This is a genomic window from Arthrobacter sp. JB02-1C (assembly GCF_057748045.1).
Genome location: NZ_CM173235.1, coordinates 476,017 through 501,430, shown reverse-complemented (window position 1 = coordinate 501,430; position 25,414 = coordinate 476,017). Strand labels below are relative to the sequence as shown.

Sequence of the window (25,414 nt, the reverse complement as noted above, 5' to 3'; positions counted from 1 at the left end):
GGGTGGCAGGATAGGTCCCATGGAACTGCACATCACCGGGGATCCCGCGGCAGACAGACTACTCAGCGACGACGCGTTTGCCCTGCTCACGGGCATGTTGCTCGACCAGCAGGTGACGATGGAATCGGCCTTTGCGGGTCCCGAAAAGATCCGGACGCGCATGGGGTCCATGGACCCGGCCGCGATCGCCGGCTACGATCCGCAAGGGTTCGTCGAGGTGTTCAAAGAGCGCCCTGCCGTCCATCGGTTCCCCGGGTCCATGGCCGGCCGTGTCCAAGCCCTCGCCGAGACGGTGCACAGTGACTGGAACGGCGACGCCACCGCCATCTGGACGCAAGGGGAGCCCGACGGCCAGGAGGTGCTGCGGCGGCTCAAGGCGTTGCCGGGATTCGGCGAACAAAAGGCCAAGATCTTCCTGGCGCTGTTGGGAAAGCAGTGTGGGCTCCAGGCCGAAGGCTGGCGCGACGCCGCGGGCCACTACGGCCAAGAGAACTCCTTCCTGTCCGTCGCCGACATTGTGGATCCGGAGTCGCTGGGCAAGGTGCGGGCCAGCAAGCAGGCAGCCAAGGCCGCCGCGAAGGCCGGGAAGACCGCCGGGTCCTGACCCTGCGGTAGTTGAGCCAGCGACGCCGGAAGGAACGCGCTCGACGGCGGAGGAACCTAGCGCGTGGAGGTCGTGACCGTGAATGAACAGCCGGCAGGACGATTCCTTTCCCTCTGGGCTGCCACCGGCGGAACGGCCACTTATAAGTCCCTCGACGCGTCGCTGGACGTGGATGTGGCCGTGATTGGCGGTGGTATCGCAGGACTGACCGCCGCGCTGGCCCTGAAGCGGGCGGGCCAGACGGTGGCCGTGCTGGAGGCGGCGCGGGTGGGCACCGGCGTCACCGGGAGCACCACGGGCAAGGTCACCTCACTGCATCGGCTCGCCTACTCCGACCTTGTCGCCCGCCACGGCGCCGACGCCGCCCGCACCTACGGGCAGGCCAACGAGGCAGCAATCGAACACGTTGCGGGCGTCGTGGCGGCGGAGGGGATCGACTGCGGGTTCCGGAGGGTGGCCAACTACACCTATGCCGAGTCTGAGTCCGCGCTTGCGCTGGTCCGGGAAGAAGCGGTGCTGGCCGGGCGGCTGGGGCTGCCGGCAACTTTCACCACAGACGTCCCGCTGCCCTTCGCGGTCAGGGGTGCCGTCCGGTTCGACGGCCAGGCCCAGATCCACGCGCTCCGGTACGTCCAGGGCCTGGCCCGGGCCGTGGACGGGGATGGCAGCTTCGTCTTTGAGGAGTCGCCTGCTACGGGTGTGCGGGACGGCTCTCCGGCAGTGGTGGCCACAAAACGGGGATCAGTCCGGGCGAAGGAAGCCATCGTGGCGACAAACCTGCCGTTCGGGGACAACGGACGGTTCGCCGGCCGATGCTACCCGCACCGCTCGTATGTCGTCGCCGCCCGGAGCTCGGTTCCGGCGCTGGACGCAACCTTTATCAGCGTTGACGAACCGATGCGCTCCATCCTGACCGCCGACGTCGAGAGCGGCGGGTACGTGCTGGTCGGCGGGGAAGGGCACCGGGCCACCGAGAGCGTTGATTCCGCCGAACGGTACCGGCGGCTCGCGGCTTTTGCCCGCGACCGCCTGGGCGCCGGTGAGATCGACTACCGCTGGTCCACCCAGGACGCCATGCCTGCCGACGGGCTGCCGTACGTGGGCCGCATGGCGCCCGAAGCCCGGCATCTCCACGTCATCACCGGCCTGCGAAAATGGGGCCTCACCAACGGCACCGCCGCGGCCTTAATCCTCCGGGACACGCTGTGCGGCCGGGACAACCCGTGGGCCGCGGTGTTCGACAGCACCCGGAGCGGGGGCGGAACGTCAGCGGAGGCGGCGCGCCCGGCGGAGAGGGCTCCGGGCGCCGACGGCGCTGCCGCCGCTGCCCCGCCGGCCGCTGCCCCGCGGGAGGTGGACCTGGGCCATGTCGTTCCCGGCGAGGGCAGGGTAGTGAATGTGGAAGGGGCCGAAACGGCCGTGTACGTGAGCCCCGCGGGGGAGGTGCGCGCGGTCTCGGCCGTCTGCACGCACCTTGGCTGCACCGTGGAGTTCAACCCGACAGACATCACCTGGGACTGCCCTTGCCACGGCTCGCGGTTCGGCACTGACGGCACCGTCATCCAGGGGCCGGCCACGCGGAACCTGGCTCCCAGTCCGGCCCTGGACGGTCCCGCTGCCGCCGGCGGAGACGCCTAGCTTCCGGGGCGCGACGGCGGTGCTGCGGCGGTGTTACGGCCGAGCGGCGAAGCGTTCCAACAGGTCCACGTGGCCGGAAACAATGAGCATGTCCCGGGCGGAGACCTTGGTCTCGGGCCGCGCGTACGTGAAGTCCTCGCCCGGGGACTTCACGCCGACGATCGTGACGCCATACTTCGAGCGGACCTTGGACTCGTCCAGGGTGAAGCCCACGGTTTCCCGCGGCGGATACATCTTCACGATCGCGAAATCGTCGTCGAACTCGATGAAGTCCAGCATCCGGCCCGAGACCAGATGCGCGGCCCGGACCCCGGCGTCGGCTTCCGGATAGATCACGTGGTTGGCCCCGATCCGGGTGAGGATCTTGCCGTGCGAGGGCGTGATCGCCTTGACCCAGAGGTGCTCGATGCCGAGGTCCACCAGATTGACGGTGATGAGCACCGACGATTCGATCGAGGTTCCGACGCCGACGACGGCGGAGCTGAACTCCTGGGCCCCGAGCTGACGCAGGGCGTCGATGTTCGTGGCATCGGCCTCCACCACGTGGGTCAGCACGCTGGCCCATTTCTGCACCAGGTTCCGGTCCCGTTCGATGGCCAGCACCTCGCGGCCCTGCTTGACCAGCTGTTCTGCGGTGGACGCGCCGAAACGGCCCAGCCCGATCACCAGCACGGGGGCGTTGTGGGCGGGGCGGTTGACGGCGCTTGAGGAACTAGCCAATGATTGGTCTCTCTTCCGGGTAGTGGTACAGCTGGCTGCGCTGACGAAGGGCCAGCCCGGCGGCAAGGGTGATGGTGCCGAGCCGGCCGGCAAACATCAGGGCGGTCAGGACGTAGACTCCGGCAGGCGGCAGTTCGGCGCTGAGGTTGGTGCTCAGGCCCACGGTGCCGAACGCGGAAATAGTCTCAAAGAGCACGCGGTCCAGCGAGGCGCCGCTGATCTGCAGGAGCAACAGGGCGGAAACGGCCACCAGGGTCGCGCCGGCCACGATCACGGAAATAGCCACCCGCATGGCGCCTTCGGGAATGGTGCGCCCGTAGATTTTGACATCGGTATCGCCGCGGGCCTCCGCGACGATGGCCAGGAACATCACCGCGATGGTGGTGACTTTAATGCCACCCGCGGTCGACGCGGAGCCGCCGCCGGCGAACATCAGGGCATCGGAGAGCAGCATGGTGGTTGAATCCATCTGGTTCTGGTCCACCAGGTTGAAGCCGCCGGAGCGCGTCATGACGGAGGCGAAGATGGAGTGCGTCACCTTGTCGCCCACACTCATGGCTCCGATGGTGCGCACGTTGTCCCACTCCATCAGCCCCCACAGCACGGAGCCGGCCGCGAGCAGGATCAGCGAGACCTGGATGGTCAGCTTGGTGTGCAGGTTCCACTTCTTCCAGTTCAAGCCGTTTTGCTGCAGCACCATGACCACCGGAAATCCGAGGCTGCCGAGGAAGACACCGAGCATCAGCGGGACCAGGATCCAGAGGTCCGTCTCATACGGCACGATGCCGTCCGAGTGCGGCGTAAATCCGGCATTGTTAAAGGCGGACACCGAGTAGAACACGCCGTGCCAGACAGCGTCCCCGAAGCTCTCGCCGAGCGCCAGGAACCGCGGAACCAGGGCCAACGCGAGGGTGGTCTCAATCACGACGGAGGTGACAATAACGATCCGCAGCAGCGCGCCCACCTCGCCGAGGCGGCCCGCGTTGTTCATCGCCTCCTGGGCGATCAGCTTGCCCCTTACCCCCAGCTTCTTGCTGACCACCAGGGCCAGCAACGACGCCAGCGTCAGGGTGCCGAGGCCGCCGACGAAGATGCCCACCAAGATCACCAGCTGGCCGAAAAAAGACCAGTGCGTGGCGGTCGACACCACGGTCAGCCCGGTCACGCAAACGGCGGAAACCGCGGTAAAGAGAGCTTGATGCAGCGGGGTGGCCTGCCCAGCCGCGGAGGACATCGGCAGCGACAGCAGGCCCGCAAAGAGCAGGACGACGACGGCGAAGATGGAGACCGCCAGGCGGGCGGGGGAGGTGTTGGCGATGTTGTCGACGAAGTCGCGTAGCCGGGTGAAGATCCACAGGCCCTCGCGCTCCGGCTGGCCGGGGTGCCAGGTGGTCGGATCGGCTGACCTCGACTGGCTTTGCGTCATGGGCGGGGTGTCCTCGGTTGAAGGGCTACATGATGTAGTAACCCACTATATTCCGCGCACGGACGGGGACGGGCGGCTGGCTCCGGTAGCCTGTGACTGATGACATTGCTGCCCGGACCCGCCCCGACCGCACTGCCGACGACGGTGGTGTGGGATCCGGCCATGACTGCATACAACTTCGGCCACAGCCACCCGATGGCGCCGGAACGGCTGGAACTCACGGCCAAGCTGGCCGGCAGCCTGGGGTTGTTCGACCTGGACCATGTCACGGTGGCCGCGCCGCCGGTGGCCACCGACGGGGAACTGGGCGCCGTGCACAGCGCCGAATATGTTGCCGCGGTCCGCCGGGTCAGCGCCGACCCGGACAGCCCCGATCTGGAACGGGGCCTCGGCACCGAGGACGACCCCGCCTTTGCCGGCATGCATGAGGCCAGCGCCCGGCTGGCCGGCGGCTCCCTGCTCGCGGCCGCCGCGGTCCTGGACGGCAGCGCGGTACGGGCGGTAAATTTCGGCGGCGGCATGCACCACGCGGCCCGGGAACGGGCCAGCGGCTTCTGCATCTACAACGACGCGGCCCTGGCGATCCAGCGGCTGCTCGACGGCGGTGTGCAGCGGGTGGCCTACATCGACGTCGACGCGCACCACGGCGACGGAACGCAGAGCATCTTCTGGGACGACCCGCGGGTGTTGACCATCTCCCTGCACGAGACCGGCCTGACGCTGTTCCCGGGCACCGGCTTCGCGAACGAGATCGGCGGCCCGAACGCCCTGGGCAGCGCCGTGAACGTGGCATTGCCGGCCGGGACCGGCGATGCCGGCTGGCTGCGGGCCTTCCACGCGGTCGTCCCGCAGCTTGTCGGCGCGTTCGCGCCCGAAGTCATCGTGAGCCAGCACGGCTGCGACTCGCACCGGCTGGACCCACTGACGCATCTGAACATCAGCGTGGACGGCCAGCGCGAGGCGGCCGCCGCGATCGGCAGCCTGGCGGCCCGCTACTGCGAGAACCGCTGGATCGCCACGGGCGGCGGGGGCTACAACGTCATCACCGTCGTGCCGCGCTCCTGGAGCCACCTCATCGCGCTCGCGGCCGGCCGCCCCATACCGTTGCGGACGCCGGTACCGGACGACTGGCGGACCTATGTGCGGGAGCGGTTCGGCGACAAATACGGGGTCGAGCCGCCGGCCCTGATGGGCGACGACGTGGACCTGTGGTGGCGGTCCTGGGAGGTGGGCTTCGACCCGAACGACGACGTGGACCGCACGGTCATGGCCACCCGCAAAGAGGTCTTCCCGCTCTACGGGCTGGATCCGTGGTTCGACTAGAAGGGCGTGCCGGCGGAGCCAAGGAGCTGCCCCGGCCTCCAGGCCGGCCCGGGCAACTACTGGATGCCATCGCACGTATATGTCGCTAGTGTGGAGGGCATGGTGACAGACGACGTATTTGCCGTCATTGCTGAAGCAACCCGGCGGGACATTCTGGTGTCCCTCAGCAACGGGGACAAAGCGGTGGGGGAATTGGTCCAGGAACTCGAAGCGAGCCAGCCCACCATTTCCAAGCACCTTAAGGTCCTGCGTGAAGCGGACCTCGTCAGTATGCGGGCGCAGGGGCAGAAGCGTTACTACGCCCTCAACCCCAAGCCGCTTGCGGGCGTCGCCAGCTGGCTGGAGACGTTCGGCGTCGTCAGCGCCGCGGCTGCGGAGCCTGCCCCCGCTGCCGTGCCCACCGCTGCCGTGCCCACCGCTGCCGTGCCGGCGGGTGCGCCGGTGCCCGCACCCGCCACCCTGGCCGAAGCCGCCGCCCCCGGTTCGCCGGCCGCCGGGGCGCCGCCGCGGACGACGGCGGGAGCGCTGAGCCCCGCCGTCGCTCTCCCCGCCGGCACCCACGGGGAGGACAACCGGCCGCAGCAAATCGGCCGAAGCGTGGGCCGCGCCGCTACCCGGGCCGCGGACCTGCTGGCCAACCTGCCCAAGTTCGGCCGGAAAAAGTAGCACCCGCCGCGCCGGGCCGGCGTCACATGCGCGGCCCCGAATGGCAATGACGCCTGCCCGGGGTGCAGTATGGAAAGGCTTGTTTACTGCGCCGAGCACGGGCGCCGAGGGTTAGGAAGTTACATGGACGCACGGCTTGAAGCTGTCCGGGACACGGTACTGGCACGCAATCCGGGGGAAATCGAATTCCACCAGGCGGTCACCGAAGTCTTCGAAAGCCTGGGCCCCGTCCACGACAGGCACCCCGAATTCCTGGAGGCCGCCATCCTGGAACGGCTCTGCGAACCGGAGCGGCAGATCATCTTCCGGGTGCCGTGGGTGGACGACACCGGACGCGTCCAGATCAACCGGGGCTTCCGGGTGGAATACAACTCCGCCCTCGGCCCGTACAAAGGCGGCCTGCGGTTCCACCCCTCGGTCTACCTGGGCATCATCAAGTTCCTTGGCTTCGAGCAGATCTTCAAAAACGCCTTGACCGGCATGCCCATCGGCGGAGGCAAGGGCGGCTCCGACTTCGACCCCCGGGGCCGGTCCGATGGCGAGGTCATGCGCTTCTGCCAGTCCTTTATGACCGAGCTGTACCGCCACATCGGCGAATACACGGACGTCCCGGCCGGTGACATCGGTGTCGGCGGACGTGAAATCGGCTACCTTTTCGGCCAGTACAAGCGCATCACCAACCGCTACGAATCCGGCGTCCTGACCGGCAAGGGGATCTCGTGGGGCGGCTCGCTCGTGCGGCCCGAAGCGACCGGCTACGGCACCGTGATCTTCGCCGAGGAGATGCTCAAGACCCGCGGACAGTCCTTTGACGGCCAGCGCGTAGTGGTCTCCGGCTCCGGCAACGTTGCCATCAACGCGATTGCCAAGGCCCAGTCACTGGGCGCGCACGTGGTGGCGTGCTCCGATTCCTCCGGCTACATCGTGGACGAGGCCGGGATCGACGTGCAGCTGCTGCGCACGATCAAGGAAGTCGAACGCGGACGGCTCAAGGAGTACGAGGCCCGGCGCTCCGCTGTCGCCTATGTCGAGACCGGCTCCGTCTGGGACGTCGACGCCACCGTGGCGTTGCCCTGCGCCACCCAGAACGAGCTCGACGGCGACGCTGCCGCCCGGCTGGTGCGTAACGGCCTCGTGGCGGTGGCGGAGGGGGCCAACATGCCTTCGACCCGTGACGCCGTCGCCGTCTTCCAGGATGCGGGGGTGCTGTTCGGCCCGGGCAAGGCCGCCAACGCCGGCGGCGTGGCGACCTCCGCCTTGGAGATGCAGCAGAACGCGAGCCGGGACTCGTGGTCCTTCGAGCACACGGAACGCCGGCTCACTGAGATCATGGTCGGCATCCATGACCGCTGTGCCGCCACCGCCGACGAATACGGGGCTCCCGGCAACTACGTGCTGGGCGCCAACGTCGGCGGTTTTGTGAAGGTTGCCGACGCGATGCTGGCCCAGGGGCTGATCTAGCCCGCGACGCCGGCGCCCCCTCGGCGCCCCCTCGGCGCCGAGACGACAGATGGCGGCAGTGTTCCTGGGGAACACTGCCGCCATCTGTCATGTGGCCGCGCTAGCGGTGCAGCAGCCGCACGTGGTCGGGGGTGAGGTCGGAGATCCGGCTGACCCCAAGCAGCGCCATGGTGCGCCTCATGTCCGTCGCCAGGATGTCGATGGCCCGGTCCACCCCTGCGCGGCCGCCCGCCATCAGGCCGTAAAGGTAGGCGCGCCCGATCAGGGTGAAGTCCGCGCCCATGGCCAACGCGGCAATGATGTCGGCGCCGCTCATGATGCCCGTGTCCAGGATGACCGCCGCGCGGCTGTGGTCGGACTCGAGGGCTGCAGTCACCTCGGGAAGCAGGTGGAAGGGGATGGGGGCCCGGTCCAGCTGACGGCCGCCGTGGTTGGAGAGCACGACGCCGTCCGCGCCATGGTCGACGACCCGGCGGGCGTCCTCCACAGTCTGGATGCCCTTGACCACCAGCTTGCCTTTCCAGGTGTCCCGCAGCCAGTCGAGGTCGGCGAACGTCAGGGTGGGGTCGAACATGGAGTTGATCAGGTCCGCGACCGTTCCGGTGTATCGCGAGAGTGAGGCAAAGGTCAGCGGCTCATGCGTCAGGAAGTTGAACCACCACGCCGGCCGGTAGGAGGCGTCCAGCACGGTCTTCAGGGTCAGCGCCGGGGGGATGGTCATGCCGTTGCGGACATCGCGGAGCCGTGCGCCGGCCACCGCGGTGTCCACCGTGACCATCAGAGTGTCGTTTCCGGCTTTCGCCGCGCGGTCGATCAGTTCCATCGAACGGTCCCGGTCGGTCCAGAGGTAGAGCTGGAACCAGTTGCGGCCCTCGGGTGCGGCGGCGGCCACGTCCTCGATGGAGGCGGTGCCCATCGTGGAGAGCGTGTACGGGATTCCCGCGGCCGCCGCGGCCCGCGAACCGGCGTATTCGCCCTCGGATTGCATCATCCGGGTGAAGCCGGTGGGCGCAATCCCGAAAGGCAGCCGGGCAGGCTTGCCGAGGATCTCGGTGCTCAGGTCCACGCCCGAGACGTCCCGCAGGATGCCCGGACGGAATTCAATGTCGAGAAAGGCCTGCCGGGCCCGCTGCAGGGTGATCTCGGCCTCGGCGGCGCCATCGGTGTAGTCGAAGGGTGCCTTGGGAGTGCGGCGCTTGGCCATGGCGCGCAGGTCCCAGATGGTACTGGCCCGGCGCAGCCGCGCGTCGCGGCCGAGCTCAGGCTTCCGAAACTGCATCAACGGGGCCAGGTCCGCGTACTTCGGCACTCGGCATTTCAGGGCTGCGGGCACGATTCGCCCCGCCGCCGGGGTCCCGGCAGCCGCGGTTTCCGGGCCGGCCGGTTCACCGCGGGCGGGAGCTCCGGCCGCCGCGTCCTCCGGCGTGGTGGGGGCCTCCGGGTTGCCGGGGTCGATGGTTTCGGTCACTGCTGCCTCCGGGCTTCTCGATCCGACGCTGTGGTTGGACCACACTCTAGGGCATGTGGTCCGACCACATCAACTAGAATGTGGGAATGCGCACGCACCGGCTGGTCCTGCAGTGGATCGAAGAGCAGCTCTCGGGCGGACAGCTGCTGGTGGGCGGCAGGCTCCCCGCTGAACGGAGCCTGGCCGAGCAGCTCGGCGTCTCGCGCACCTCTGTCCGTGAGGCCATCCGCGTCCTGGAGGCGATGGGGGTGGTCCGGGCGGGCGTGGGGTCCGGCCCTGATGCCGGCACCGTGGTGATCTCGGACCCGGCGGCGGCGCTCGGGTCGGCGCTGCGGCTGCACGTGGCCACGTCCCACCTCCCGCTGGAGGACATCGTGCAGACCCGCGTCCTGCTCGAGTCCTGGGCTGCGGCCAGGGCCAGGCCGGACTCGCCCGCGCTGGAGTCCGCGGCGGCCCTGCTGGACCGAATGGATGCCTGCGCGGGCATGGAAGAGTTCCTGGCCCTCGACGTCCGGTTCCACCTGGCCCTGGCTGACGCCGCAGGCAACGCAGTGGTCAGCGCGATGATGGGATCCCTGCGCGAAGCCATTCAGGAGTATGTCGAACGGCTCACCGCGAATCTGCCGGACTGGGAAACCACCTCGGCCAGGCTGCGGCAGGAACACCGGGACATTCTCGCGGCCATCAGCGGACACGACGGCGCCGGGGCGGCCGGCCTCGTGGCAGCGCACATCGAGGGATATTACGCGGAGGCGGGGCTGGGCCGCGGTGCCTGACTGGCGTGCCCGGCGCGCCTCGCGGGTGGGCCCGGCGTCGGAATATTACGAGGCCGCTTTGCCCGCCGCCGGGAGACGGCGCTAGGGTCGTGGCATGACAAACCGTTGGTATGCGTATTTTTCGTTGGCTCTGGAGGGGCCCGCGTCTAACTGACACGCATCCAACCACCTTCAGAGCCAACAGGGCAGAGATCACTCTCTGCCCTTCGCCATTTCTCCGGCGGGTTCTGAACTGGGCCCGCTCCGCACCCGGAACAGGACCACCATGAGCATCGAAGCATCCCCCGAAAGCCGACAGTCCACCTCGAACCTCCGCGTCAGCCGCTTCACCGCGCTGCCGAGCCCGCAGGAGCTGATCGCCGAACTTCCGCTCGACGCGCGAGGTGCCGAGGTGGTCGGACGTGGCCGGGACGAAGTCCGCGCCATTTTGGACGGCGTGGATGACCGGCTCCTGGTGATTGTCGGCCCGTGCTCCATTCACGATCCGAAGGCAGGGCTCGAATACGCCCGCCGGCTCGTCAGCCAGGCCGAAAAGCACCGCGAGGATCTGCTGATCGTGATGCGGACGTACTTCGAAAAGCCGCGCACCACCGTGGGCTGGAAGGGCCTAATCAACGACCCGCGGCTCGACGGCAGCCATGACATTGCCGCCGGCCTGCGTGCTGCCCGCCAGTTCCTGGCCCAGGTCACGGCGCTGGGGCTGCCCACCGCTACGGAGTTCCTCGAACCGATCAGCCCGCAGTACGTTGCAGACCTCATCGCGTGGGGTGCCATCGGGGCCCGCACCACGGAAAGCCAGATCCACCGCCAGCTCGCGTCCGGCCTTTCCATGCCCATCGGGTTCAAAAACGGGACCGACGGCGGCCTGCAGGTGGCGCTGGACGCCTGCAGCGCGGCCGCCGCGGCGCAGGCGTTTCTCGGGATCGACGGCGACGGGCAGGCCGCGCTGGTCAGCACGGCCGGCAACCCGGACACGCACGTGATCCTGCGCGGCGGCAGCGACGGCCCGAATTACGCGGCCGCCGACGTCGAGGACGCGTCCGGCCGTCTTGCCGCCCGGCAGCTGAACCCGCGGCTGATCGTGGACGCCAGCCACGCCAACAGCGGAAAAAACCACCACCGCCAGGCCGAGGTCGCCCTGGAGATCGGCGCCCAGTTGGAGGACGGCGGCGCCTCGGCTGCCGCCATCGCGGGGATCATGCTGGAGAGCTTCCTGGTCGGCGGGGCGCAGGCCCTGGACGTTGCCGAGCATGCCGCCGGAAGGGACCGGCTGGAGTACGGCCAGAGCGTCACGGACGCCTGCATGGACTGGGACGTCACGGCCTCGCTGCTCGGCCAGCTGGCTGCGTCGGCACGAGCCCGTCGGCTGCAGGGCTGAGGCGGCCCCCGGGCAGGTCGTGGACCGGTCCGGGGCGGAGCCGGGCGGACTTGGAGCAGGCCGCTGCGGAATTCCTGCGGAAAACCTTGGTCAATTCCTGTGGAAAGCTTTCACATTGGCACCATGAACCCCTAGAGTATCTAGCACATGGTTGTTTGATGGCTCAGCATCGGCACACCGCCATGTCGATCAGACGGGGCAGCCGTTCGCTTGAGCAAAAGGAATAAGGGAAATGTCTTCGGAGGCCAACTTCTCTAACGCGCGCTTTCTCACCGTGGCTGAGGTCGCGGATGTCATGCGGGTGTCAAAGATGACCGTGTACCGCCTGGTGCACTCCGGCGAAATGCCGGCGGTGCGCTTCGGTCGCTCGTACCGGGTTCCGGAAACCGCCGTCGAGCAGTACCTCAAAGGTGCTGTGGTCGACGGCAGGACCGAGACCGGCTAAGCCGTCGGCCCGGGTCGGGCCGCAGCAGGCTCCCGTCGTGGGGCCTGCGGTCAAGGTGTGCCCCGATAGGCGGTACCCTGTTAATGAACGTTTTACGTCATTGTAAGAACCTGTCAGTTGTGCAGTCTGCTGCTTAGCCTGCGGACCCTTCCCAACGGCAGGTAATGCATCTAGCCGGTAAGGAACTTTCGTGGGTTCAGTTATTAAGAAGCGTCGCAAGCGTATGGCCAAGAAGAAGCACCGCAAGCTGCTTCGCAAGACGCGCCACCAGCGTCGCAACAAGAAGTAGCGATACTTCACACAGCGTCAATGCCCGTTGCCATCCGGCGGCGGGCATTTTCTTTGGCTGCGCCATGATGTGCCGGATCCGTACCGCGGCATGCCGGGTCCCGGGCGCCTGGGTCCAACCGCCGGGGAAACCCCGGCGGCTAGGCTGAGGGGCCGCGGAAGCGTGAGTAGCTGCGCCACAGGCCGTAGATGGCTCCGCCCACGGTCGCTGCCTTGAGGCCCAGGGTCGCGGCCCGCCGCCCCGACCGGAAGTCATAGACCGGCCAGTTGCGTTCGCGGGCGTGGCGCCGGAGCCGTGCGTCGGGGTTAATGGCGACCGGATGCCCCACCATGCTGAGCAGCGGGATGTCATTGTGCGAGTCGCTGTAGGCCCAGCAGCGATCCAACTGCAGGCCCTCCGCCTCGGCCACGGCGCGGACGGCCACGGCCTTGGCGGGCCCGTGCAGGATTTCGCCCACCAGCCGGCCGGTGTAGGAACCTTCGTGTACTTCCCCGACGGTGCCGAGCGCACCGGTGAGGCCCAGCCGGGTGGAGATAACGGTGGCCACCTCAATCGGCGTGGCCGTGACCAGCCAGACCTGGCGGCCCATCCGCAGGTGCTGCTCGGCCAGTGCCTTGGTCCCGGGCCAGATCCGTGACTCGATCATCTCGTCATAGACTTCCTCGCCCAGAGCCTCAATGTCACGGACGGTGAGCCCGGAGGCCAGGCTGAGGGCGCTGTCGCGGACGGCGTGGACATCGTCGATGTTCTCGCCGCGGCAGACGAACATCAGCTGTTTCCAGGCGAAGCCGGCCGCCTCCGGGATGGTGAAGGCCCCGCGCTGATGCATTTTGCGGGCCACGTGGAACAGGCTGGCGCCGCGCATCAGGGTGTTGTCGACGTCGAAGAAGGCGGCCTCGCCGTGCTGCGGTGACGCAGCCGGCCGGACGGCCACGGCGACGATCTTCTCCTCGGGCATGCCACGAGTCTAGTCAATGGTGGAGGTCCGGGCGTGCAGTCGACGCACGGCAAAGCGCCGGGCTACCGTGGAGGCATGCCAACTTCCGCACCGCTTCCCCAGGTCGTCCTGATCACCAAGGCCGACTGCCACCTGTGCGCCGACGCGCGGGACGCCGTCGGGCGTGTCACCGCTGCGCTGGGGCTTGGCTGGTCGGAGCAGTCCATCGACGACGACGCCGCCCTCCGCGAGCGTTACGCCGAGGAGATTCCCGTGCTCCTGGTGGACGGGGTGCAGCGGGATTTCTGGCGGATCGATGAGACGCGGCTGACCCGGACCCTGCGGCGTGCGCTGGACGCTCCGGCCTAGCCGCGCCGCGGCCGGACGCCGCCCGCAGGCAGGCCGGTGGCTTTGGGGCGCGAACGGCGCTGGCTCTAGAGTGGAGTCAGAAACGCGACATTACGGAGCATAAGTGACATCGCTGGATTCATCTCCGGACGCCCTGCCCGGGGGAGCGGGTGCTGCCAAGCAAATCCCGCCCGCGGCCGTGGCACGGCTGACGCTCTATCTCCGCGCCCTGACCGCGATGCTGGCCGAGGGCGTGGAGCGGGTGTCCTCCGAGTCCTTGGCGGGGGCATGCGGCGTCAGTTCTTCGACGCTCCGCAAGGACCTCTCCTACGTGGGCTCGTACGGGACCCGAGGCGTGGGCTATGACGTCCAGTACCTCAGCCGCCATATTGCTGCCGCCCTGGGACTGACCCACGACTGGAAGGTCGCAATCGTGGGCGCGGGCAACCTCGGCAAGGCGCTGGCCCGGTACGGCGGCTTCGAATCCCGCGGGTTCGACATCGTGGCGATCCTCGACGCCGACCAGATGGTGGTGGGCAGTGAGATTGGCTGGCTCCGCGTGAGTGACTCTGCGGATCTTGAGGCCGTGGTGCACCGCACCGGGGCGAATATGGCAGTGCTGGCGCTGCCGGCCGCGGCCGCGCAAGGTGTGTGCGACCGGGTGGTGGCTGCGGGGGTGCGCAGTATTCTGAGTTTCGCCCCGGTGATGCTGCAGGTGCCGCCCGGCGTCAACCTGCGCAAGGTGGACATGGCTACGGAACTGCAGATTCTCGCCTACCACGCACAAAGGGCGCAGGACCCGGACGACGCCGACTAGCTTCAGCCGGTCGTTCCGGGTCCCGCGCCCGTTCCGGGCCAGTGGCCTACCGGCCGTAGGGATTCTGCGCGTACGGGTTGGCGAACGGCTGCTGCTTGCGGAAGTACGGGGACGTCGCAGGCAGGTAGAGCAGAACGATGCCGGCGACGCCCGCCAGCACGGCAAGGGTGCCAATGCTTAGTGGGAACAAGCTGAAGAGGGACAGCACCGCGAACACGGTGCCCAGGATCCGGGCCCAGTTCTTGCCCTTGCGGACGTTGAAGGCCACCAGTGCGTACACGGCCGCGCTAATCACGGCGAACACCACGATGGTCCCGACCAGTGCCGGCTTGACCTCATTGAAGTCGATGGAGGCGCCACTGGCGGCCATCTGCTCCTGGAACATGCTCCGCAGGGCGGGGGAGTCCAGGCTGCCGATCGACAACAGGAGCGAGATCAGCCAGATGACTCCGGAGGCGACGATCAGCCAGAACGCGATGTTGACGAGCTTCGGCACGCCGGCGGAGGTCTGCGGCCCGGCGGGGTACTGCGAATAGGGGGACTGGCCGTAGCCCGGTGCCTGCTGCCCGTACTGGGGTGCGTTCTGTCCGTACTGTCCGTACTGCGGCCCGTTTTGGCCGTATTGCGGTGCCTGCTGCCCATACTGCGGGGCGTTCTGCCCGTATTGCGGAGCCTGTTGCCCGTATTGCGGGGCGTTTTGGCCGTATTGCGGAGCCTGCTGCCCATACTGCGGGGCGTTTTGGCCGTACTGCGGAGCCTGCTGGCCCGACTCAGGTCCCTCCGGACCGGAAGGCTCGACTGGCGGGTTACTCATGGCGGTCCTTTGCATGTCGATGACGGGATGGGGTGCCGGGACCAGAACCCTGCCCCAGCGTGATCTACCTCCACCGTACCCCGGCCGTATGACCGTTGGGGTCATTCCTCAGACGTATTCTCGGGGCGGTAAAGAGGGCCCATGCGGCCGGGGTCCGACAGGTGCGTCAGAACCCTTTGAAGCCGTCGAACCAAGGCTGCGAGCGGGGCAACCACATCAGCACCGTGGCGACGGCGCTGATGATGAAACCGGGCCAGCTGCCGCCGCCGGCTATGCCCGTGCCCAGCGCCGCGAGCACGAGGCTGGCGGCAGCCGTCAGCGTCAGGGCGGACCGGGCCCATTCCCAGCCCTCTTTGAGTTTCATGGCCAGGGTGATCTGGGCTGCCGCCAGGGTGACCGCCGCCAGCACCAGCAGCAGCAGCAGGATGCCCGACAGCGGCGACACGGCAAATAGGACCACCGTCCCGAAGAGTCCGATAACACCGACCAGCAGCCCCAGCAGGCCGCCAATCACCCAAACCCAGTAGGAGACCTTCAGCGGCGTGGGCATGGCGGGGACGAGAAACAGACCGGAATATCCGCCGGCCGGCAGAAACCCCTGGAAGTTCCGCGGAGTCCCGGCCAGCCACCGGAAGCCGGACCTATTCGACGGTCCCGGCGGTGGGCCGCCCGCGCCGTCACCCGGACCTGCTGGCCCGCCGCCGGGCTCGTCGGGCTCGGGGACCTGGCCGGTGCTGCTCATGATTTTCACTTTAGACCGCGGGTGCGGGGGCCTTCCAGCGGCTCACCGGAGGTCCCCACATCCGGTCTGAAGATCCGCTGAGCGGGCCGCAAAACCGGATTAAGAAGAACACCCCGCACCGTCACGGGACGGTGCGGGGTGTTCGGGGCTGGTCCGCCGCAGGCGGCCAGCCGCCTGCGCCGGGGCGGCGCGATTTAGGCGGCTGGTTACGCGGCAGGGGCGATAAAGGCCAGTTCCAGGTTGATGGCAACCTTGTCGCTGACCAGGACTCCACCGGCGTCGAGGACTGCGTTCCAGGTCAGGCCGAAGTCCTTGCGGCTGATGGTGGTCTCTGCGGTCAGGCCTGCACGGGTGTTGCCGAACGGGTCGACGGCCACACCGTTGAGCTCGGTGTCCAGTGCCACCGGGCGGGTGACACCCTTGATGGTCAGGTCACCCACCAGTTCGTAGCTGTCGCCCTTGGCAACGATGGCGCTTGAAACGAAGGAGATCTCCGGGAACTTCTCGACGTCGAAGAAGTCCTCGCCGCGGACGTGGCCGTCGCGGTTGGCATCGCCGGAGTCGAAGCTCGCCGCCTTGATGCTGGCGTTCACCTTGGAATCGGTGACGTCTTCGGCGAGTTCGAGGGTGGCGTCGGCCTCCTTGAACTGGCCGCGGACCTTGCTGATGCCTGCGTGGCGGACGCTGAAGCCGATTTCGCTGTGCGACGGGTCGAGGGTCCAGGTGCCGGTGGTGAGGTTCTCGGGAAGTGCCATGGTGGTTCTCCTAGCGTGGGTGGGTCGTGCGGAAACGTTCGTATGATCGTCGGCCGGGACCATTTGTTGAAGTCTCAACCAACTGCTGTGATCAGTATAAACATGCGTATGCATCTTTTATTCCGGCGTTTGGGAACATTTCGCAAAAAGTTTCAGTTCTACCCTTTGTAGAAGATTTCGTCATTGCCCCTGCCCTTTGAGAAACTGGTACACATGCCCCAAGCCACTGTTCACTTGCTCCGCCACGGCGAGGTCCACAACCCCGACGGCGTCCTGTACGGCAGGCTGCCGGAATTTCACCTCTCCGAACTCGGCCGGCAGATGGCGCAGACGCTTGCCGAGCACTTCAGCGAACGGGCGGCGCAGGGCGCCCGGATAGTGTTTCTCGCCGCCTCCCCGTTGACCCGGGCGCAGGAAACGGCGCAACCGATCTCGCAGGCCCTGAATCTGGATATTGCCACCGAAGACCGGATCATCGAGGCTGCCAACTACTTTGAAGGGCAACGGGTCTCCAGGGCCGAGCTCCTCAAGCCCAAGCACTGGCCCATGCTGCGCAACCCGCTGCGGCCGTCGTGGGGCGAGCCCTACCGGGAGCAGGCTGCCAGGATGAGTGCCGCGGTGGAGGACGCCCGGCTGCGGGCCAGCAAACATGGCGACGGGGCGGAGGCCATCCTGGTCAGCCACCAGCTGCCGATCTGGGCGGCACGGCTCAGCGCCGAGGGCAGGCCGCTGTGGCATGACCCGCGGAAACGCGAATGCACCCTGACCTCCCTGACATCGCTCACCTTCGACGACGCCGGTGAACTGCTGCGCGTCGACTACAGCGAGCCCGCAGCCGCCCTTCTGCCCGGTGCCTCCAGCACCCCTGGGGCTTGACCATGCCCGGAATCGACCCGAAACTGACGCGCCGCGGCCTCCTCACTGCCGGCGGCGGAGCGCTGGCCGCCGTGCTCGGACTGTCCGGCTGCGCCCAGGCGGACGATCTCGCCAAGCAGGCCAAGGCCGGGGACAACAAGAACTACGTCGCCGGTGACGGCTCGGTGACCGAGTTCGCCGCGGCCGACCGGAAGAAGCCGGTGGAACTGAAGGGGAACCTCTTCGACGGGACCGCCGTGACGGCGTCGGACTTCCCCGGCAAGGTCACGGTGCTCAACTTCTGGTTCGCCGCCTGCGCCCCGTGCCGGGTTGAGGCGCCGTCGCTCGAGGCCCTGCACCAGGAGTTCAAGGACCAGGGCGTGCAGTTTTTCGGAGTCAACCTGCGCGATGAGAAAGCGACCGCGGACGCGTTCGACAAGACCTTCAACCTGACGTATCCCAGCTTCAACGACAAAGACGGCGCCGTGCTGCTGGCAGTCTCCGGGCTGGTGCCTCCCGGCGCGGTCCCCACCACGCTGGTGCTCGACAAGCAGGGCCGAGTCGCTTCGCGCGTGCTCGGCGAAATCCAAAAGGGAACACTCAAGTCCCTCATCGCCGCCGCCGTGGCCGAGTAGACGGCAGATGACGCCGTGAATAGCCCCTTCGCCGAAGCGATCCTGAACGGTTCGTTGCTGCTCGCCGTCCCGGTGGCGCTCCTGGCCGGACTGGTTTCCTTCCTTTCGCCCTGCGTGCTCCCGCTGGTGCCCGGATACCTCGGGTACGTGACGGGGCTGACCGGCGTCGACCTGCAACGGCAGAAGCGCGGCCGGATGCTTGCGGGCATCGGGCTGTTCGTGCTCGGCTTCTCGGTCATTTTCGTCCTCCTCGGCGGAGCCTTCGGCCAGCTGGGAACGCTGATTACCGGCTCGCAGAACGCCTGGATCACGCAGTTGCTGGGCGTGCTGGTGATCGCCATGGGCATCGTGTTCCTGGGCGGCTTCGGCTGGCTGCAGCGGGACGCCAAAATCCGCGCCAAGCCTCCCGCCGGCCTGTGGGGGGCGCCCCTGCTGGGCATCACCTTCGGCCTGGGCTGGGCGCCGTGCATTGGCCCCACCTATTCGGCCGTGCAGCTGCTGAGCCTGTCCGGGGGATCCTCGGCCGCCAAGGGCGCCCTGCTGGCTTTCGTCTACAGCCTCGGGCTCGGCATCCCCTTCCTGTTGATCGCCCTGGCCGTGCGCCGCGGCATCGGGGTGCTGTCCTTCTTCCGGACCCACCGGCTCGCGATCCAGCGCACCGGCGGCGGCATCCTGATCGTGCTCGGCGTGCTGATGGCCAGCGGGGTGTGGGGGGCCTGGGTGTCCGGGCTGCAGTACTGGTTCCAAACCGATGTGACATTGCCGATCTGATGAGCGAGCGAGTGAACGTAACGAAGAAAACCCCGGCCGCCGGTACCCGCGGGACCGGTTCCGGCCCTGAGGGCGCGGTCTCCACCGACCCCGTCTCCGCAGCCAAGGCCGACGCCGTCCTGCCTTCGCTCGGACCGATGGGCATGCTCCGCTGGGCCTGGACCCAGCTGACCAGCATGCGCACCGCGCTGTTCCTGCTGCTGCTGCTCGCGGTCGCGGCGGTGCCCGGATCGCTGTTCCCGCAGCGGCCGGCAAACCCGTCGATCGTCACCCAGTACATCAAGGACCACCCGGATTATGGGAAGGTCCTGGACTCGCTGCAGCTCTACGATGTCTACTCTTCCGCGTGGTTCTCGGCCATCTACATCCTGCTGTTCATCTCGCTGATCGGCTGCGTCGTGCCGCGTGCCATCGCGCACTACAGGGCGATGCGTTCCCAGCCTCCGCGCACCCCGGCCAGGCTGTCCAGGCTGCCCGAATACGGAACCCTGGTGGTCCCCGCGGATGCCGGAATCCCGGCGTCGCGCGCCATCGAGGACGCCGCCGCCCTGCTGAAGAAGCGCGGCTACCGGGTTGAGGTCCGGGACCGCGACGGCGCCCGGCCCTCGCTGGGCGCGGAGCGCGGATTCTTCAAGGAGGTCGGCAACCTCGTCTTCCACACGGCTCTTATCGGGGTGCTGGTGTCCGTCGCGGCCGGCGGGCTGTTCGGCTACAGCGGCCAGCGGATCCTGGTGGAAGGCGACACGTTCGTGAACACCCTGGTGGGTTACGACCAGTTCACCCCGGGCACGAACTTCCAGAGCAGCCAGTTGCAGCCCTACTCCATCCAGCTCGACAAGTTCCAGATCACCTTCGACCGCGAATCGAAGGGCAAGTTCGGCCAGCCGATCGACTTCACGGCCAACGTGACCACCAGGGAAAATCCCGGCGCGCCGGCCAAGCAGGATTTGCTGAAGGTCAACGACCCGATCACCCTGGGCGGCACGAGCATCTACCTGACCGGCAACGGCTACGCCCCGGTGGTCACGGTCCGCGACGGAGCGGGCAACATCGCCATGCAGGGACCCGTGGTGGCCAAGCTCCAGGGCGAGAACTACTACTCGTCGGTGGTGATCAAGGTTCCCGACGCGAAGCCGGACCAGCTGGCCTTCGCCGGATTCTTCCTGCCCACCGCGTTCGTCACGCCGGAGGGCGTCTCGTTCAGCGGCGATCCGGATCTTTTCAACCCGCAGCTGACCCTGAACTCCTACTACGGCGACCTCGGCCTGGACGGCGGCGCACCCCAGAACGTCTTCGAGCTCGATGTCCAAAAGCTGACACCGCTCAACGCCCGCAACCTCGCCACCAAGGGCATTGTCCTGACGCCCGGCGCCACGCACACCCTGCCGGACGGCAAGGGCACCATCAGTTTCGACGGCGTGAAACGCTACGTCGGCGTCGACATCCACCACAACCCGGGCCAGGGCTACGCACTGTTCTTTGCGCTGCTCGCCGTCGCCGGGCTCGTCACCTCGCTGTACGTCAACCGCCGCCGGGTCTGGGTCCGCACCGGAACCCATGAGGACGGCCGGACCATGGTGGAGTACGGCCTTTTGGCCCGCGGCGAGGACCACCGGCTGGCCGGCGAGGCCGCGGCCATCCGAGCCCTGCTGTCCGCAGCGTGGCCGCTGGACGAGACCGTTTCCCAGCCTGTTCCCAGCGGCGCAGCGGATAATGGCCGGGCCGGCACCGGCGTCGCCGCGGGCGCCAGCCCGCAGACCGCCCAGAAGCAAGCCACAGCAGACTCCACCCAGTCCACAGCAGACTCCACCGAGTCAAAGAAGGATCAGTAATGCCGATGATCAACGAAACCATGGGTCAGTACAGCGAGCTCTTCATGCTGCTTGCCGCCGGCACCTACACGGTGGCCTTCATCGCGTTCGCCTGGGACCTGGCCAAGAGCAGCAAAACCCTGCGGGCGGTGGACCTCAAGGCGGCAGAACTCTCCGGCGCCGAAATCCGGGTCCCGGTGGGCGCCGGCGTCGGTTCGGCCTCCGCAGCCGTTGACCGCGACGATTCGGATCTCAAGGGGCCTGCAGGCCGCGCCGAACGCCCGACGTCGTCCACGGTGTCCACCGCGGGTTCCGGCGCAGGACAAACCGCCGACGGCGCCATGCGCTACTCTGCCGAGCGGCGCGTTCCGGCCCGGATCGCGGTGGCCCTGACGGTGCTGGGCGTCGCGATCCACGCGGCCGGCGTCATCACCCGGGCCTTGGGTGCCGGCCGGGTGCCGTGGGGCAACATGTACGAATTCCTGACCACCGGCGCCTTCGTGGCCGTCGCCGTCTTCCTGCTGGTCCTGATCCGCCGTGACCTGCGCTTCCTGGGCACCTTCGTGGTGGGCCTGGCGATCATCATGCTCGTGGCCGCCTCGGTCGCTTACTGGACCCCGGTGGGCCACCTGGTCCCCGCGCTGCAGAGCTACTGGCTGATCATCCACGTCTCAATCGCGGTGCTGTCCTCGGCGCTGTTCACCCTGACGTTCGCGATGTCGGCCCTGCAGCTGGTCCAGTCGCACCGGCAGAAGACCATTGCAGCCGGCGGCGCCGACAAGCTGGGCTTCATGCGGCTGGTACCGACCGCCCTGAGCCTGGAGAACCTGTCCTACCGGATCAACGCGATCGCCTTCGTGGGCTGGACCTTCACCCTGATGTTCGGCGCGATCTGGGCCGAGAAGGCCTGGGGCCGGTTCTGGGGCTGGGACACCAAGGAAGTCTGGACGTTCGTGATCTGGGTGGTCTACGCCGGTTACCTGCACGCGCGCGCCACCCGCGGCTGGACCGGCACCCGCGCGGCCTGGCTGTCGATTGTGGGCTACCTGTGCGTCGTCTTCAACTTCACGATCGTCAACCAGTTCTTTAACGGCCTGCACTCCTACTCAGGCCTCTAAGGCGCCGCCCGGGCCCGGGTGCCAACCGGGTGCCAACCGGGCCGTCCTAGTTGTACTGCTCGGATGTAATCCCCGGCGAGCGACCGACCACTTCCTTGTACTTCGTGCTTGACACAAGCAAGCATTACCGCTTGTATCTCAGTAACGATACAAGCGCTTGGGGGTTTGATGGTGGCGTCAGCAATGGTGGCGATAGTGACCGCGGCTCTCCTCGCCAGCGGGCTTTGGGTAGTTGTGAGGCGGGCTGTCGGCTCTTCTGCACGGCGACCTCTCGGCGTTGGCGTGACCTCGCCAGCGAGCCGAGAAGATGTGGTCTTGGTGTATCAGAGCGAATCACGGGCCTCGCTGGCAGCGCTGGCCCTGGGTTGCTGCGTCACAGTTCTCCTGTGTGCGTGGGGCATGTTGTGGGCGCAGGGCTACGGTCTTCCCATTTCCCTTGCAAGCGGCGCAGGCGCCGTTGTGGGACTGCTTGTCTATGCGGTATATCCGCGAAAGCTCTGGACTTCGGACCTCGGCGCGGGCGCAATCGCTGATCTCACGCCACGCCGGCCCACGTCCTTCGCCCGTCAGTGGGTGTTCGTCTTGCCGGCAGTGGCTGCGATCAGCCTTGTGCTCGGCCTGGTGCTGACGGGGCTCTACTCCTCCCCGGATGGGAACGGCCTTCACCGTGTCTTTCAGCGACGGAGCCTGACGGGCTGGGGAGTTAAGAACGGCCAAGTCATAGACATCCAGTACACCCTTTCGTCCACCGGGCCCTTCCCCGGGTGGTACTACGGCGTTCCGGTCATGATTTGCACGGTTCTGATGCTCCTTGCCGTCTTCTGGTCACTGAGCCGCATCGCGGCGGCACCTCGCCCTCAGTCAGCCGCACTGTTTGCTGCAGATACGGCGCTTCGGGAAATGCGGACGACTTTCATTATGGCGGCGTCGAGTTCCGCACTTGCCCTGCAAATGGCTGGACTGGCCGCAATTACCGGCAATGTCCTCCGTTCCGCGCATCGCGACGCCATTCCGACAGTCGATCTCACCGCAGGAGCCGGGACGATCCCAGTTGAACCTGGGCACACCCTCGCGCTGATTCTGCTCCTGTCAGCACTCCCTCTTGCCGCGTTTGGCTTTGCCCTTCTCGCCAAGGCCGTTGCGGCGAGTGCGGACATGAGATCCCTCGCGCGAAACTTCGCCCGCCCGCGCCAGGAATCTGCTCGATGATCACACTCGATCCAAGATCGGCGGTCTCCCCCGTCCAACAGATAAGATCCCAGCTGGCTGCACAGATACGGTCGGGGAACCTCGGGCCAGACACCCGACTGCCCACTGTGCGGCAGCTCGCCGCGGACCTCCGGGTTGCGCCAGGATCCGTAGCCAAGGCCTACAAGGAACTCGAGAGCGCGGGACTCATCCGTACAGCGCGAGCTGCCGGGACCAGAGTAAATCCCGGCCATGCCACTACCAGGCCACTTGTAAGAGCAGCCGAAGAACTTGCCAATCGAGCGGATCGTGAGGGCCTTACCTTGGAAGAAGCGCAAGGCATCCTCGCGCACGCCTGGGCACACATCCACCATCAGGAACCGTAAAGGTTCACGTACCGTAGTGCCAAGCGGGATTCCTTGAACGACCATGTGGCTGTTCTTGCCGTATTTGCCGTGGGAATCGGACACGTGGCCCTAAATCAAATTGCTTTGAAGCGCGAACGTGGACGCGGTCTGGCTATTGCCGCCTTGATCGTTGGGGATGGCATTGGCGCGCCGGCGCTGATTAATACACTGATGTTCACCCCCCGGCGCCATCCAGCAGTTCGTCAAGTAGCGGTGGTCGGCCCCTCTTCTGGGGCGTTCAAGCTTCACTTCATATCTTTGACCGGGCCGAGCCCGCCGGAAGGATTCGTGCGTACTCTCGTCAAACGAATGTTAGCGGCCATGAAAAACTGCCCATAGCGGCTGAGCGGCACTGCCGCTCCGTGCCCGTCGAAAATTGCGCGCGGGTCACTCTTGGCTTGTGGCTATGTCTGGGCTGGAGGCGAATGATGGATAGTGTCCGTCACGGTAATCGCCGGATCCGCCTTGGTGCTTTTGCCCGTCCCATAGCGTGGTGAGAAGGGCCTCCACGGGAACCGTGGAATGTTGCCTCGAGCACGAGTAATAGATTCCTGATTTATCCCTGTCCTTCCCTTGGCGGACGCTCTGGATTCGAGCCAAAGGAGGAGCATCGTGGATGTTGTGCATGAACGTGCGGTCGGCATCGACATATCTAAACGGGACGCAAAGGTTTGTGTCCGTGTGCCAGCCAAGCGTCAGGGGCAGTTCACCTCGACGGTCACGACATGGGGTTCGACGACGAACGAGATTCTAAAACTGAGTCAGTTCATCGCGGAAACCCAGGCAACGGTTGTCGTGATGGAAGCAACGAGCGATTACTGGAAGCCCTTCTTCTATCTCATGGAGGAGTCGCTGCCGGTGATGCTGGTCAATGCCAAGCACGCCAGGAACATCCCGGGCAGGAAAACGGACGTCTCTGATGCGACCTGGCTGGCCCAACTCGCGGCCCATGGCCTGCTGCGGGCATCGTTTGTCCCCCCTCCACCGATCCGTGAGCTACGGGACCTTACGCGAGCCCGGGCACTAGCCGTAGGCGACCGAACACGCGAAGTTCTACGACTCGAGAAGATGCTGGAAAGCTCTGGAATCAAGCTCTCCGGGACAGTCGCAAGCCTCACTGGAGTGTCGTCCCGGGCGATGCTGGACGCATTGATTCGGGGCGAGCGGGACCCTCTGATTCTCGCGCAATTTGCGCAGCGGCGGATGAGATCCAAGATCCCTGAACTTGTCGAAGCGCTCACGGGACGGTTCAGTGAACATCACGGGTTCTTAGCAAAGCTCTATCTGGATGAGATCGACACTCACACGCGGACAGTTGATGCGCTCACCGAAAGGATCGAGTCGGCTATCAAGCCTTTTGAATCCGCGCGTGAAGCCCTTGTCACGATCCCGGGCGTCTCGACTTTGGTTGCTGACGTAATTATCGCCGAAACCGGAGCCGACATGGCTGTCTTCTCCGATGCCGGTCACTTGGCGTCCTGGGCAGGAGTATGTCCCAGCGCGCACGAGTCCGCCGGTCGAATTAAGTCGTCCAAGACACTGCCAGGAAACAAATATCTTAAGGCGGCACTGGGCATCGCTGCTTTGGCTGCTTCTCACCATCGGAGCAGCTACCTGGCGGTAAAGTACAGGCGAATCGCTGCACGACGGGGACCGGTCAAGGCTGTCGTCGCCATAGAACATACCCTTCTGAACGCAATCTGGAACATGCTCAGCAATGGCCAGTGTTATGTGGACCTGGGCGCCGACTACGAAGCTCGATCAAATCCGGGAGCAGTGAAGGCTCGCGCACTAAAGCAGCTCCGAGAACTCGGCTACGAGGTCACCCTCACTTCTTCGATGCGGACCGCATCATCTTAATTTTCGTAATAGGCGGCCACGAAAGTGCCCACTGACGGCCAGTAGAACTGCCCGACGGTGGCCATGAGATCTGCCCACTTCCTTACTGAACCGACCGCGTCTTAAGCGGTGGGGGCCTCTCCCTGGGGTTTGATGACGGTGTCTAAGCGCACCAAAAGCGAA

27 protein-coding genes are annotated in these 25,414 nt (G+C 66.7%); 20 read left to right on the top strand and 7 right to left on the bottom strand.

What is annotated here, in order from left to right; genetic code table 11:
• Nucleotides 1–19: 19 nt before the first annotated feature.
• Nucleotides 20–604 (top strand): HhH-GPD-type base excision DNA repair protein, encoded by a 585-nt coding sequence (locus AC3ANP_RS02390; RefSeq protein ID WP_488331764.1) that lies wholly within the window; start codon nucleotides 20–22, stop codon nucleotides 602–604.
• Nucleotides 605–682: 78 nt separating this feature from the next.
• A complete protein-coding gene (locus tag AC3ANP_RS02385; RefSeq protein WP_488331763.1) occupies nucleotides 683–2,242 on the top strand; it encodes an FAD-dependent oxidoreductase in 1,560 nt (519 codons plus the stop codon).
• Between the two features lie 33 nt (nucleotides 2,243–2,275).
• Here the strand turns inward: AC3ANP_RS02385 and AC3ANP_RS02380 are convergent, their stop codons facing one another.
• Nucleotides 2,276–2,914, bottom strand: coding sequence for a potassium channel family protein (locus AC3ANP_RS02380; RefSeq protein WP_175321539.1), 639 nt, complete (start codon nucleotides 2,912–2,914; stop codon nucleotides 2,276–2,278).
• Nucleotides 2,915–2,954: 40 nt separating this feature from the next.
• Nucleotides 2,955–4,388, bottom strand: coding sequence for a TrkH family potassium uptake protein (locus AC3ANP_RS02375; RefSeq protein WP_488331762.1), 1,434 nt, complete (start codon nucleotides 4,386–4,388; stop codon nucleotides 2,955–2,957).
• A 99-nt stretch (nucleotides 4,389–4,487) separates the two neighbouring features.
• Between AC3ANP_RS02375 and AC3ANP_RS02370 the strand changes: the two genes are divergently transcribed.
• From AC3ANP_RS02370 to gdhA, 3 genes are all read left to right on the top strand, one after another.
• A complete protein-coding gene (locus AC3ANP_RS02370) occupies nucleotides 4,488–5,711 on the top strand; it encodes an acetoin utilization protein AcuC (protein ID WP_488331761.1) in 1,224 nt (407 codons plus the stop codon).
• Between the two features lie 99 nt (nucleotides 5,712–5,810).
• Nucleotides 5,811–6,377, top strand: a complete 567-nt coding sequence (locus AC3ANP_RS02365) for an ArsR/SmtB family transcription factor (protein ID WP_488331760.1) — start codon at nucleotides 5,811–5,813, stop codon at nucleotides 6,375–6,377.
• A 123-nt stretch (nucleotides 6,378–6,500) separates the two neighbouring features.
• Nucleotides 6,501–7,838: an NADP-specific glutamate dehydrogenase gene (gene gdhA / locus AC3ANP_RS02360; protein WP_488331759.1), complete on the top strand. Its 1,338-nt coding sequence runs from the start codon at nucleotides 6,501–6,503 to the stop codon at nucleotides 7,836–7,838.
• 100 nt (nucleotides 7,839–7,938) lie between these two features.
• Here the strand turns inward: gdhA and AC3ANP_RS02355 are convergent, their stop codons facing one another.
• Nucleotides 7,939–9,306: an alpha-hydroxy acid oxidase gene (locus AC3ANP_RS02355; protein WP_488331758.1), complete on the bottom strand. Its 1,368-nt coding sequence runs from the start codon at nucleotides 9,304–9,306 to the stop codon at nucleotides 7,939–7,941.
• Between the two features lie 86 nt (nucleotides 9,307–9,392).
• Between AC3ANP_RS02355 and AC3ANP_RS02350 the strand changes: the two genes are divergently transcribed.
• The 4 genes from AC3ANP_RS02350 (at nucleotide 9,393) to AC3ANP_RS02335 (ending at nucleotide 12,194) form a co-directional block, all read left to right on the top strand.
• On the top strand, nucleotides 9,393–10,082 hold the full coding sequence (locus AC3ANP_RS02350) for a FadR/GntR family transcriptional regulator (protein ID WP_488331757.1): 690 nt from the start codon (nucleotides 9,393–9,395) through the stop codon (nucleotides 10,080–10,082).
• 265 nt (nucleotides 10,083–10,347) lie between these two features.
• On the top strand, nucleotides 10,348–11,460 hold the full coding sequence (locus AC3ANP_RS02345) for a 3-deoxy-7-phosphoheptulonate synthase (protein WP_488331756.1): 1,113 nt from the start codon (nucleotides 10,348–10,350) through the stop codon (nucleotides 11,458–11,460).
• Between the two features lie 232 nt (nucleotides 11,461–11,692).
• Nucleotides 11,693–11,905 (top strand): helix-turn-helix domain-containing protein, encoded by a 213-nt coding sequence (locus AC3ANP_RS02340; RefSeq protein WP_354234950.1) that lies wholly within the window; start codon nucleotides 11,693–11,695, stop codon nucleotides 11,903–11,905.
• Nucleotides 11,906–12,095: 190 nt separating this feature from the next.
• The gene (locus tag AC3ANP_RS02335) at nucleotides 12,096–12,194 is read left to right on the top strand and encodes a 30S ribosomal protein bS22 (protein ID WP_003792170.1); all 99 of its coding nucleotides are present in this window, start codon (nucleotides 12,096–12,098) and stop codon (nucleotides 12,192–12,194) included.
• 139 nt (nucleotides 12,195–12,333) lie between these two features.
• Here AC3ANP_RS02335 and AC3ANP_RS02330 read toward each other — a convergent pair whose 3' ends face one another.
• Nucleotides 12,334–13,152 carry an HAD family hydrolase gene (locus AC3ANP_RS02330; RefSeq protein WP_488331755.1) on the bottom strand — a complete coding sequence of 273 codons (819 nt, stop codon included), beginning with the start codon at nucleotides 13,150–13,152 and terminating at the stop codon, nucleotides 12,334–12,336.
• Nucleotides 13,153–13,227: 75 nt separating this feature from the next.
• Between AC3ANP_RS02330 and AC3ANP_RS02325 the strand changes: the two genes are divergently transcribed.
• Nucleotides 13,228–13,500: a glutaredoxin family protein gene (locus AC3ANP_RS02325; protein WP_488331754.1), complete on the top strand. Its 273-nt coding sequence runs from the start codon at nucleotides 13,228–13,230 to the stop codon at nucleotides 13,498–13,500.
• Nucleotides 13,501–13,603: 103 nt separating this feature from the next.
• Nucleotides 13,604–14,296 (top strand): redox-sensing transcriptional repressor Rex, encoded by a 693-nt coding sequence (locus AC3ANP_RS02320; RefSeq protein ID WP_488331753.1) that lies wholly within the window; start codon nucleotides 13,604–13,606, stop codon nucleotides 14,294–14,296.
• 46 nt (nucleotides 14,297–14,342) lie between these two features.
• On the opposite strand, the gene AC3ANP_RS02315 is transcribed toward AC3ANP_RS02320, so the two are convergent.
• From AC3ANP_RS02315 to AC3ANP_RS02305, 3 genes are all read right to left on the bottom strand, one after another.
• Complete coding sequence (locus AC3ANP_RS02315; RefSeq protein WP_488331752.1) at nucleotides 14,343–15,110, bottom strand: hypothetical protein; 768 nt, start codon at nucleotides 15,108–15,110, stop codon at nucleotides 14,343–14,345.
• Nucleotides 15,111–15,276: 166 nt separating this feature from the next.
• Nucleotides 15,277–15,852: a hypothetical protein gene (locus AC3ANP_RS02310; protein WP_488331751.1), complete on the bottom strand. Its 576-nt coding sequence runs from the start codon at nucleotides 15,850–15,852 to the stop codon at nucleotides 15,277–15,279.
• Nucleotides 15,853–16,058: 206 nt separating this feature from the next.
• On the bottom strand, nucleotides 16,059–16,607 hold the full coding sequence (locus AC3ANP_RS02305; protein ID WP_488331750.1) for a YceI family protein: 549 nt from the start codon (nucleotides 16,605–16,607) through the stop codon (nucleotides 16,059–16,061).
• Nucleotides 16,608–16,820: 213 nt separating this feature from the next.
• Here AC3ANP_RS02305 and AC3ANP_RS02300 point away from each other — a divergent pair, with 213 nt between their 5' ends.
• The 9 genes from AC3ANP_RS02300 to AC3ANP_RS02260 all read left to right on the top strand — a co-directional run bounded on the left by AC3ANP_RS02300 (nucleotide 16,821) and on the right by AC3ANP_RS02260 (nucleotide 25,252).
• A complete protein-coding gene (locus AC3ANP_RS02300) occupies nucleotides 16,821–17,483 on the top strand; it encodes a histidine phosphatase family protein (protein ID WP_488331749.1) in 663 nt (220 codons plus the stop codon).
• 2 nt (nucleotides 17,484–17,485) lie between these two features.
• Nucleotides 17,486–18,097, top strand: coding sequence for a TlpA family protein disulfide reductase (locus tag AC3ANP_RS02295; RefSeq protein WP_488331748.1), 612 nt, complete (start codon nucleotides 17,486–17,488; stop codon nucleotides 18,095–18,097).
• A gap of 15 nt (nucleotides 18,098–18,112) precedes the next feature.
• The gene (locus AC3ANP_RS02290) at nucleotides 18,113–18,868 is read left to right on the top strand and encodes a cytochrome c biogenesis CcdA family protein (protein WP_488331747.1); all 756 of its coding nucleotides are present in this window, start codon (nucleotides 18,113–18,115) and stop codon (nucleotides 18,866–18,868) included.
• A complete protein-coding gene (gene resB / locus AC3ANP_RS02285; RefSeq protein ID WP_488331746.1) occupies nucleotides 18,868–20,700 on the top strand; it encodes a cytochrome c biogenesis protein ResB in 1,833 nt (610 codons plus the stop codon). The genes AC3ANP_RS02290 and resB overlap by 1 nt, the downstream gene beginning before the upstream one ends.
• Entirely contained in the window at nucleotides 20,700–21,797 is a 1,098-nt protein-coding gene (gene ccsB, locus AC3ANP_RS02280; RefSeq protein WP_488331745.1) for a c-type cytochrome biogenesis protein CcsB, read from the top strand. Before resB ends, ccsB begins: the two co-directional genes overlap by 1 nt.
• 315 nt (nucleotides 21,798–22,112) lie before the next feature.
• Entirely contained in the window at nucleotides 22,113–23,006 is an 894-nt protein-coding gene (locus AC3ANP_RS02275; protein WP_488331744.1) for a hypothetical protein, read from the top strand.
• The gene (locus tag AC3ANP_RS02270) at nucleotides 23,003–23,371 is read left to right on the top strand and encodes a GntR family transcriptional regulator (RefSeq protein ID WP_488331743.1); all 369 of its coding nucleotides are present in this window, start codon (nucleotides 23,003–23,005) and stop codon (nucleotides 23,369–23,371) included. The genes AC3ANP_RS02275 and AC3ANP_RS02270 overlap by 4 nt, the downstream gene beginning before the upstream one ends.
• 45 nt (nucleotides 23,372–23,416) lie before the next feature.
• Nucleotides 23,417–23,731, top strand: coding sequence for a DUF4190 domain-containing protein (locus tag AC3ANP_RS02265; RefSeq protein WP_488331742.1), 315 nt, complete (start codon nucleotides 23,417–23,419; stop codon nucleotides 23,729–23,731).
• Nucleotides 23,732–24,004: 273 nt separating this feature from the next.
• The gene (locus tag AC3ANP_RS02260; protein ID WP_488331129.1) at nucleotides 24,005–25,252 is read left to right on the top strand and encodes an IS110 family RNA-guided transposase; all 1,248 of its coding nucleotides are present in this window, start codon (nucleotides 24,005–24,007) and stop codon (nucleotides 25,250–25,252) included.
• Nucleotides 25,253–25,414: the final 162 nt, after the last annotated feature.

Excerpts from the sequence above, each read along its gene's own strand:
- AC3ANP_RS02390 (WP_488331764.1), top strand. The coding sequence starts at position 20 with ATGGAACTGCACATCACCGGGGATCCCGCGGCAGACAGACTACTCAGC.
- AC3ANP_RS02375 (WP_488331762.1), bottom strand. The coding sequence starts at position 4,388 with ATGACGCAAAGCCAGTCGAGGTCAGCCGATCCGACCACCTGGCACCCC.
- AC3ANP_RS02370 (WP_488331761.1), top strand. The coding sequence starts at position 4,488 with ATGACATTGCTGCCCGGACCCGCCCCGACCGCACTGCCGACGACGGTG.
- AC3ANP_RS02365 (WP_488331760.1), top strand. The coding sequence starts at position 5,811 with ATGGTGACAGACGACGTATTTGCCGTCATTGCTGAAGCAACCCGGCGG.
- gdhA (WP_488331759.1), top strand. The coding sequence starts at position 6,501 with ATGGACGCACGGCTTGAAGCTGTCCGGGACACGGTACTGGCACGCAAT.
- AC3ANP_RS02350 (WP_488331757.1), top strand. The coding sequence starts at position 9,393 with ATGCGCACGCACCGGCTGGTCCTGCAGTGGATCGAAGAGCAGCTCTCG.
- AC3ANP_RS02345 (WP_488331756.1), top strand. The coding sequence starts at position 10,348 with ATGAGCATCGAAGCATCCCCCGAAAGCCGACAGTCCACCTCGAACCTC.
- AC3ANP_RS02340 (WP_354234950.1), top strand. The coding sequence starts at position 11,693 with ATGTCTTCGGAGGCCAACTTCTCTAACGCGCGCTTTCTCACCGTGGCT.
- AC3ANP_RS02330 (WP_488331755.1), bottom strand. The coding sequence starts at position 13,152 with ATGCCCGAGGAGAAGATCGTCGCCGTGGCCGTCCGGCCGGCTGCGTCA.
- AC3ANP_RS02325 (WP_488331754.1), top strand. The coding sequence starts at position 13,228 with ATGCCAACTTCCGCACCGCTTCCCCAGGTCGTCCTGATCACCAAGGCC.
- AC3ANP_RS02315 (WP_488331752.1), bottom strand. The coding sequence starts at position 15,110 with ATGAGTAACCCGCCAGTCGAGCCTTCCGGTCCGGAGGGACCTGAGTCG.
- AC3ANP_RS02310 (WP_488331751.1), bottom strand. The coding sequence starts at position 15,852 with ATGAGCAGCACCGGCCAGGTCCCCGAGCCCGACGAGCCCGGCGGCGGG.
- AC3ANP_RS02305 (WP_488331750.1), bottom strand. The coding sequence starts at position 16,607 with ATGGCACTTCCCGAGAACCTCACCACCGGCACCTGGACCCTCGACCCG.
- AC3ANP_RS02300 (WP_488331749.1), top strand. The coding sequence starts at position 16,821 with ATGCCCCAAGCCACTGTTCACTTGCTCCGCCACGGCGAGGTCCACAAC.
- AC3ANP_RS02295 (WP_488331748.1), top strand. The coding sequence starts at position 17,486 with ATGCCCGGAATCGACCCGAAACTGACGCGCCGCGGCCTCCTCACTGCC.
- resB (WP_488331746.1), top strand. The coding sequence starts at position 18,868 with ATGAGCGAGCGAGTGAACGTAACGAAGAAAACCCCGGCCGCCGGTACC.
- ccsB (WP_488331745.1), top strand. The coding sequence starts at position 20,700 with ATGCCGATGATCAACGAAACCATGGGTCAGTACAGCGAGCTCTTCATG.
- AC3ANP_RS02270 (WP_488331743.1), top strand. The coding sequence starts at position 23,003 with ATGATCACACTCGATCCAAGATCGGCGGTCTCCCCCGTCCAACAGATA.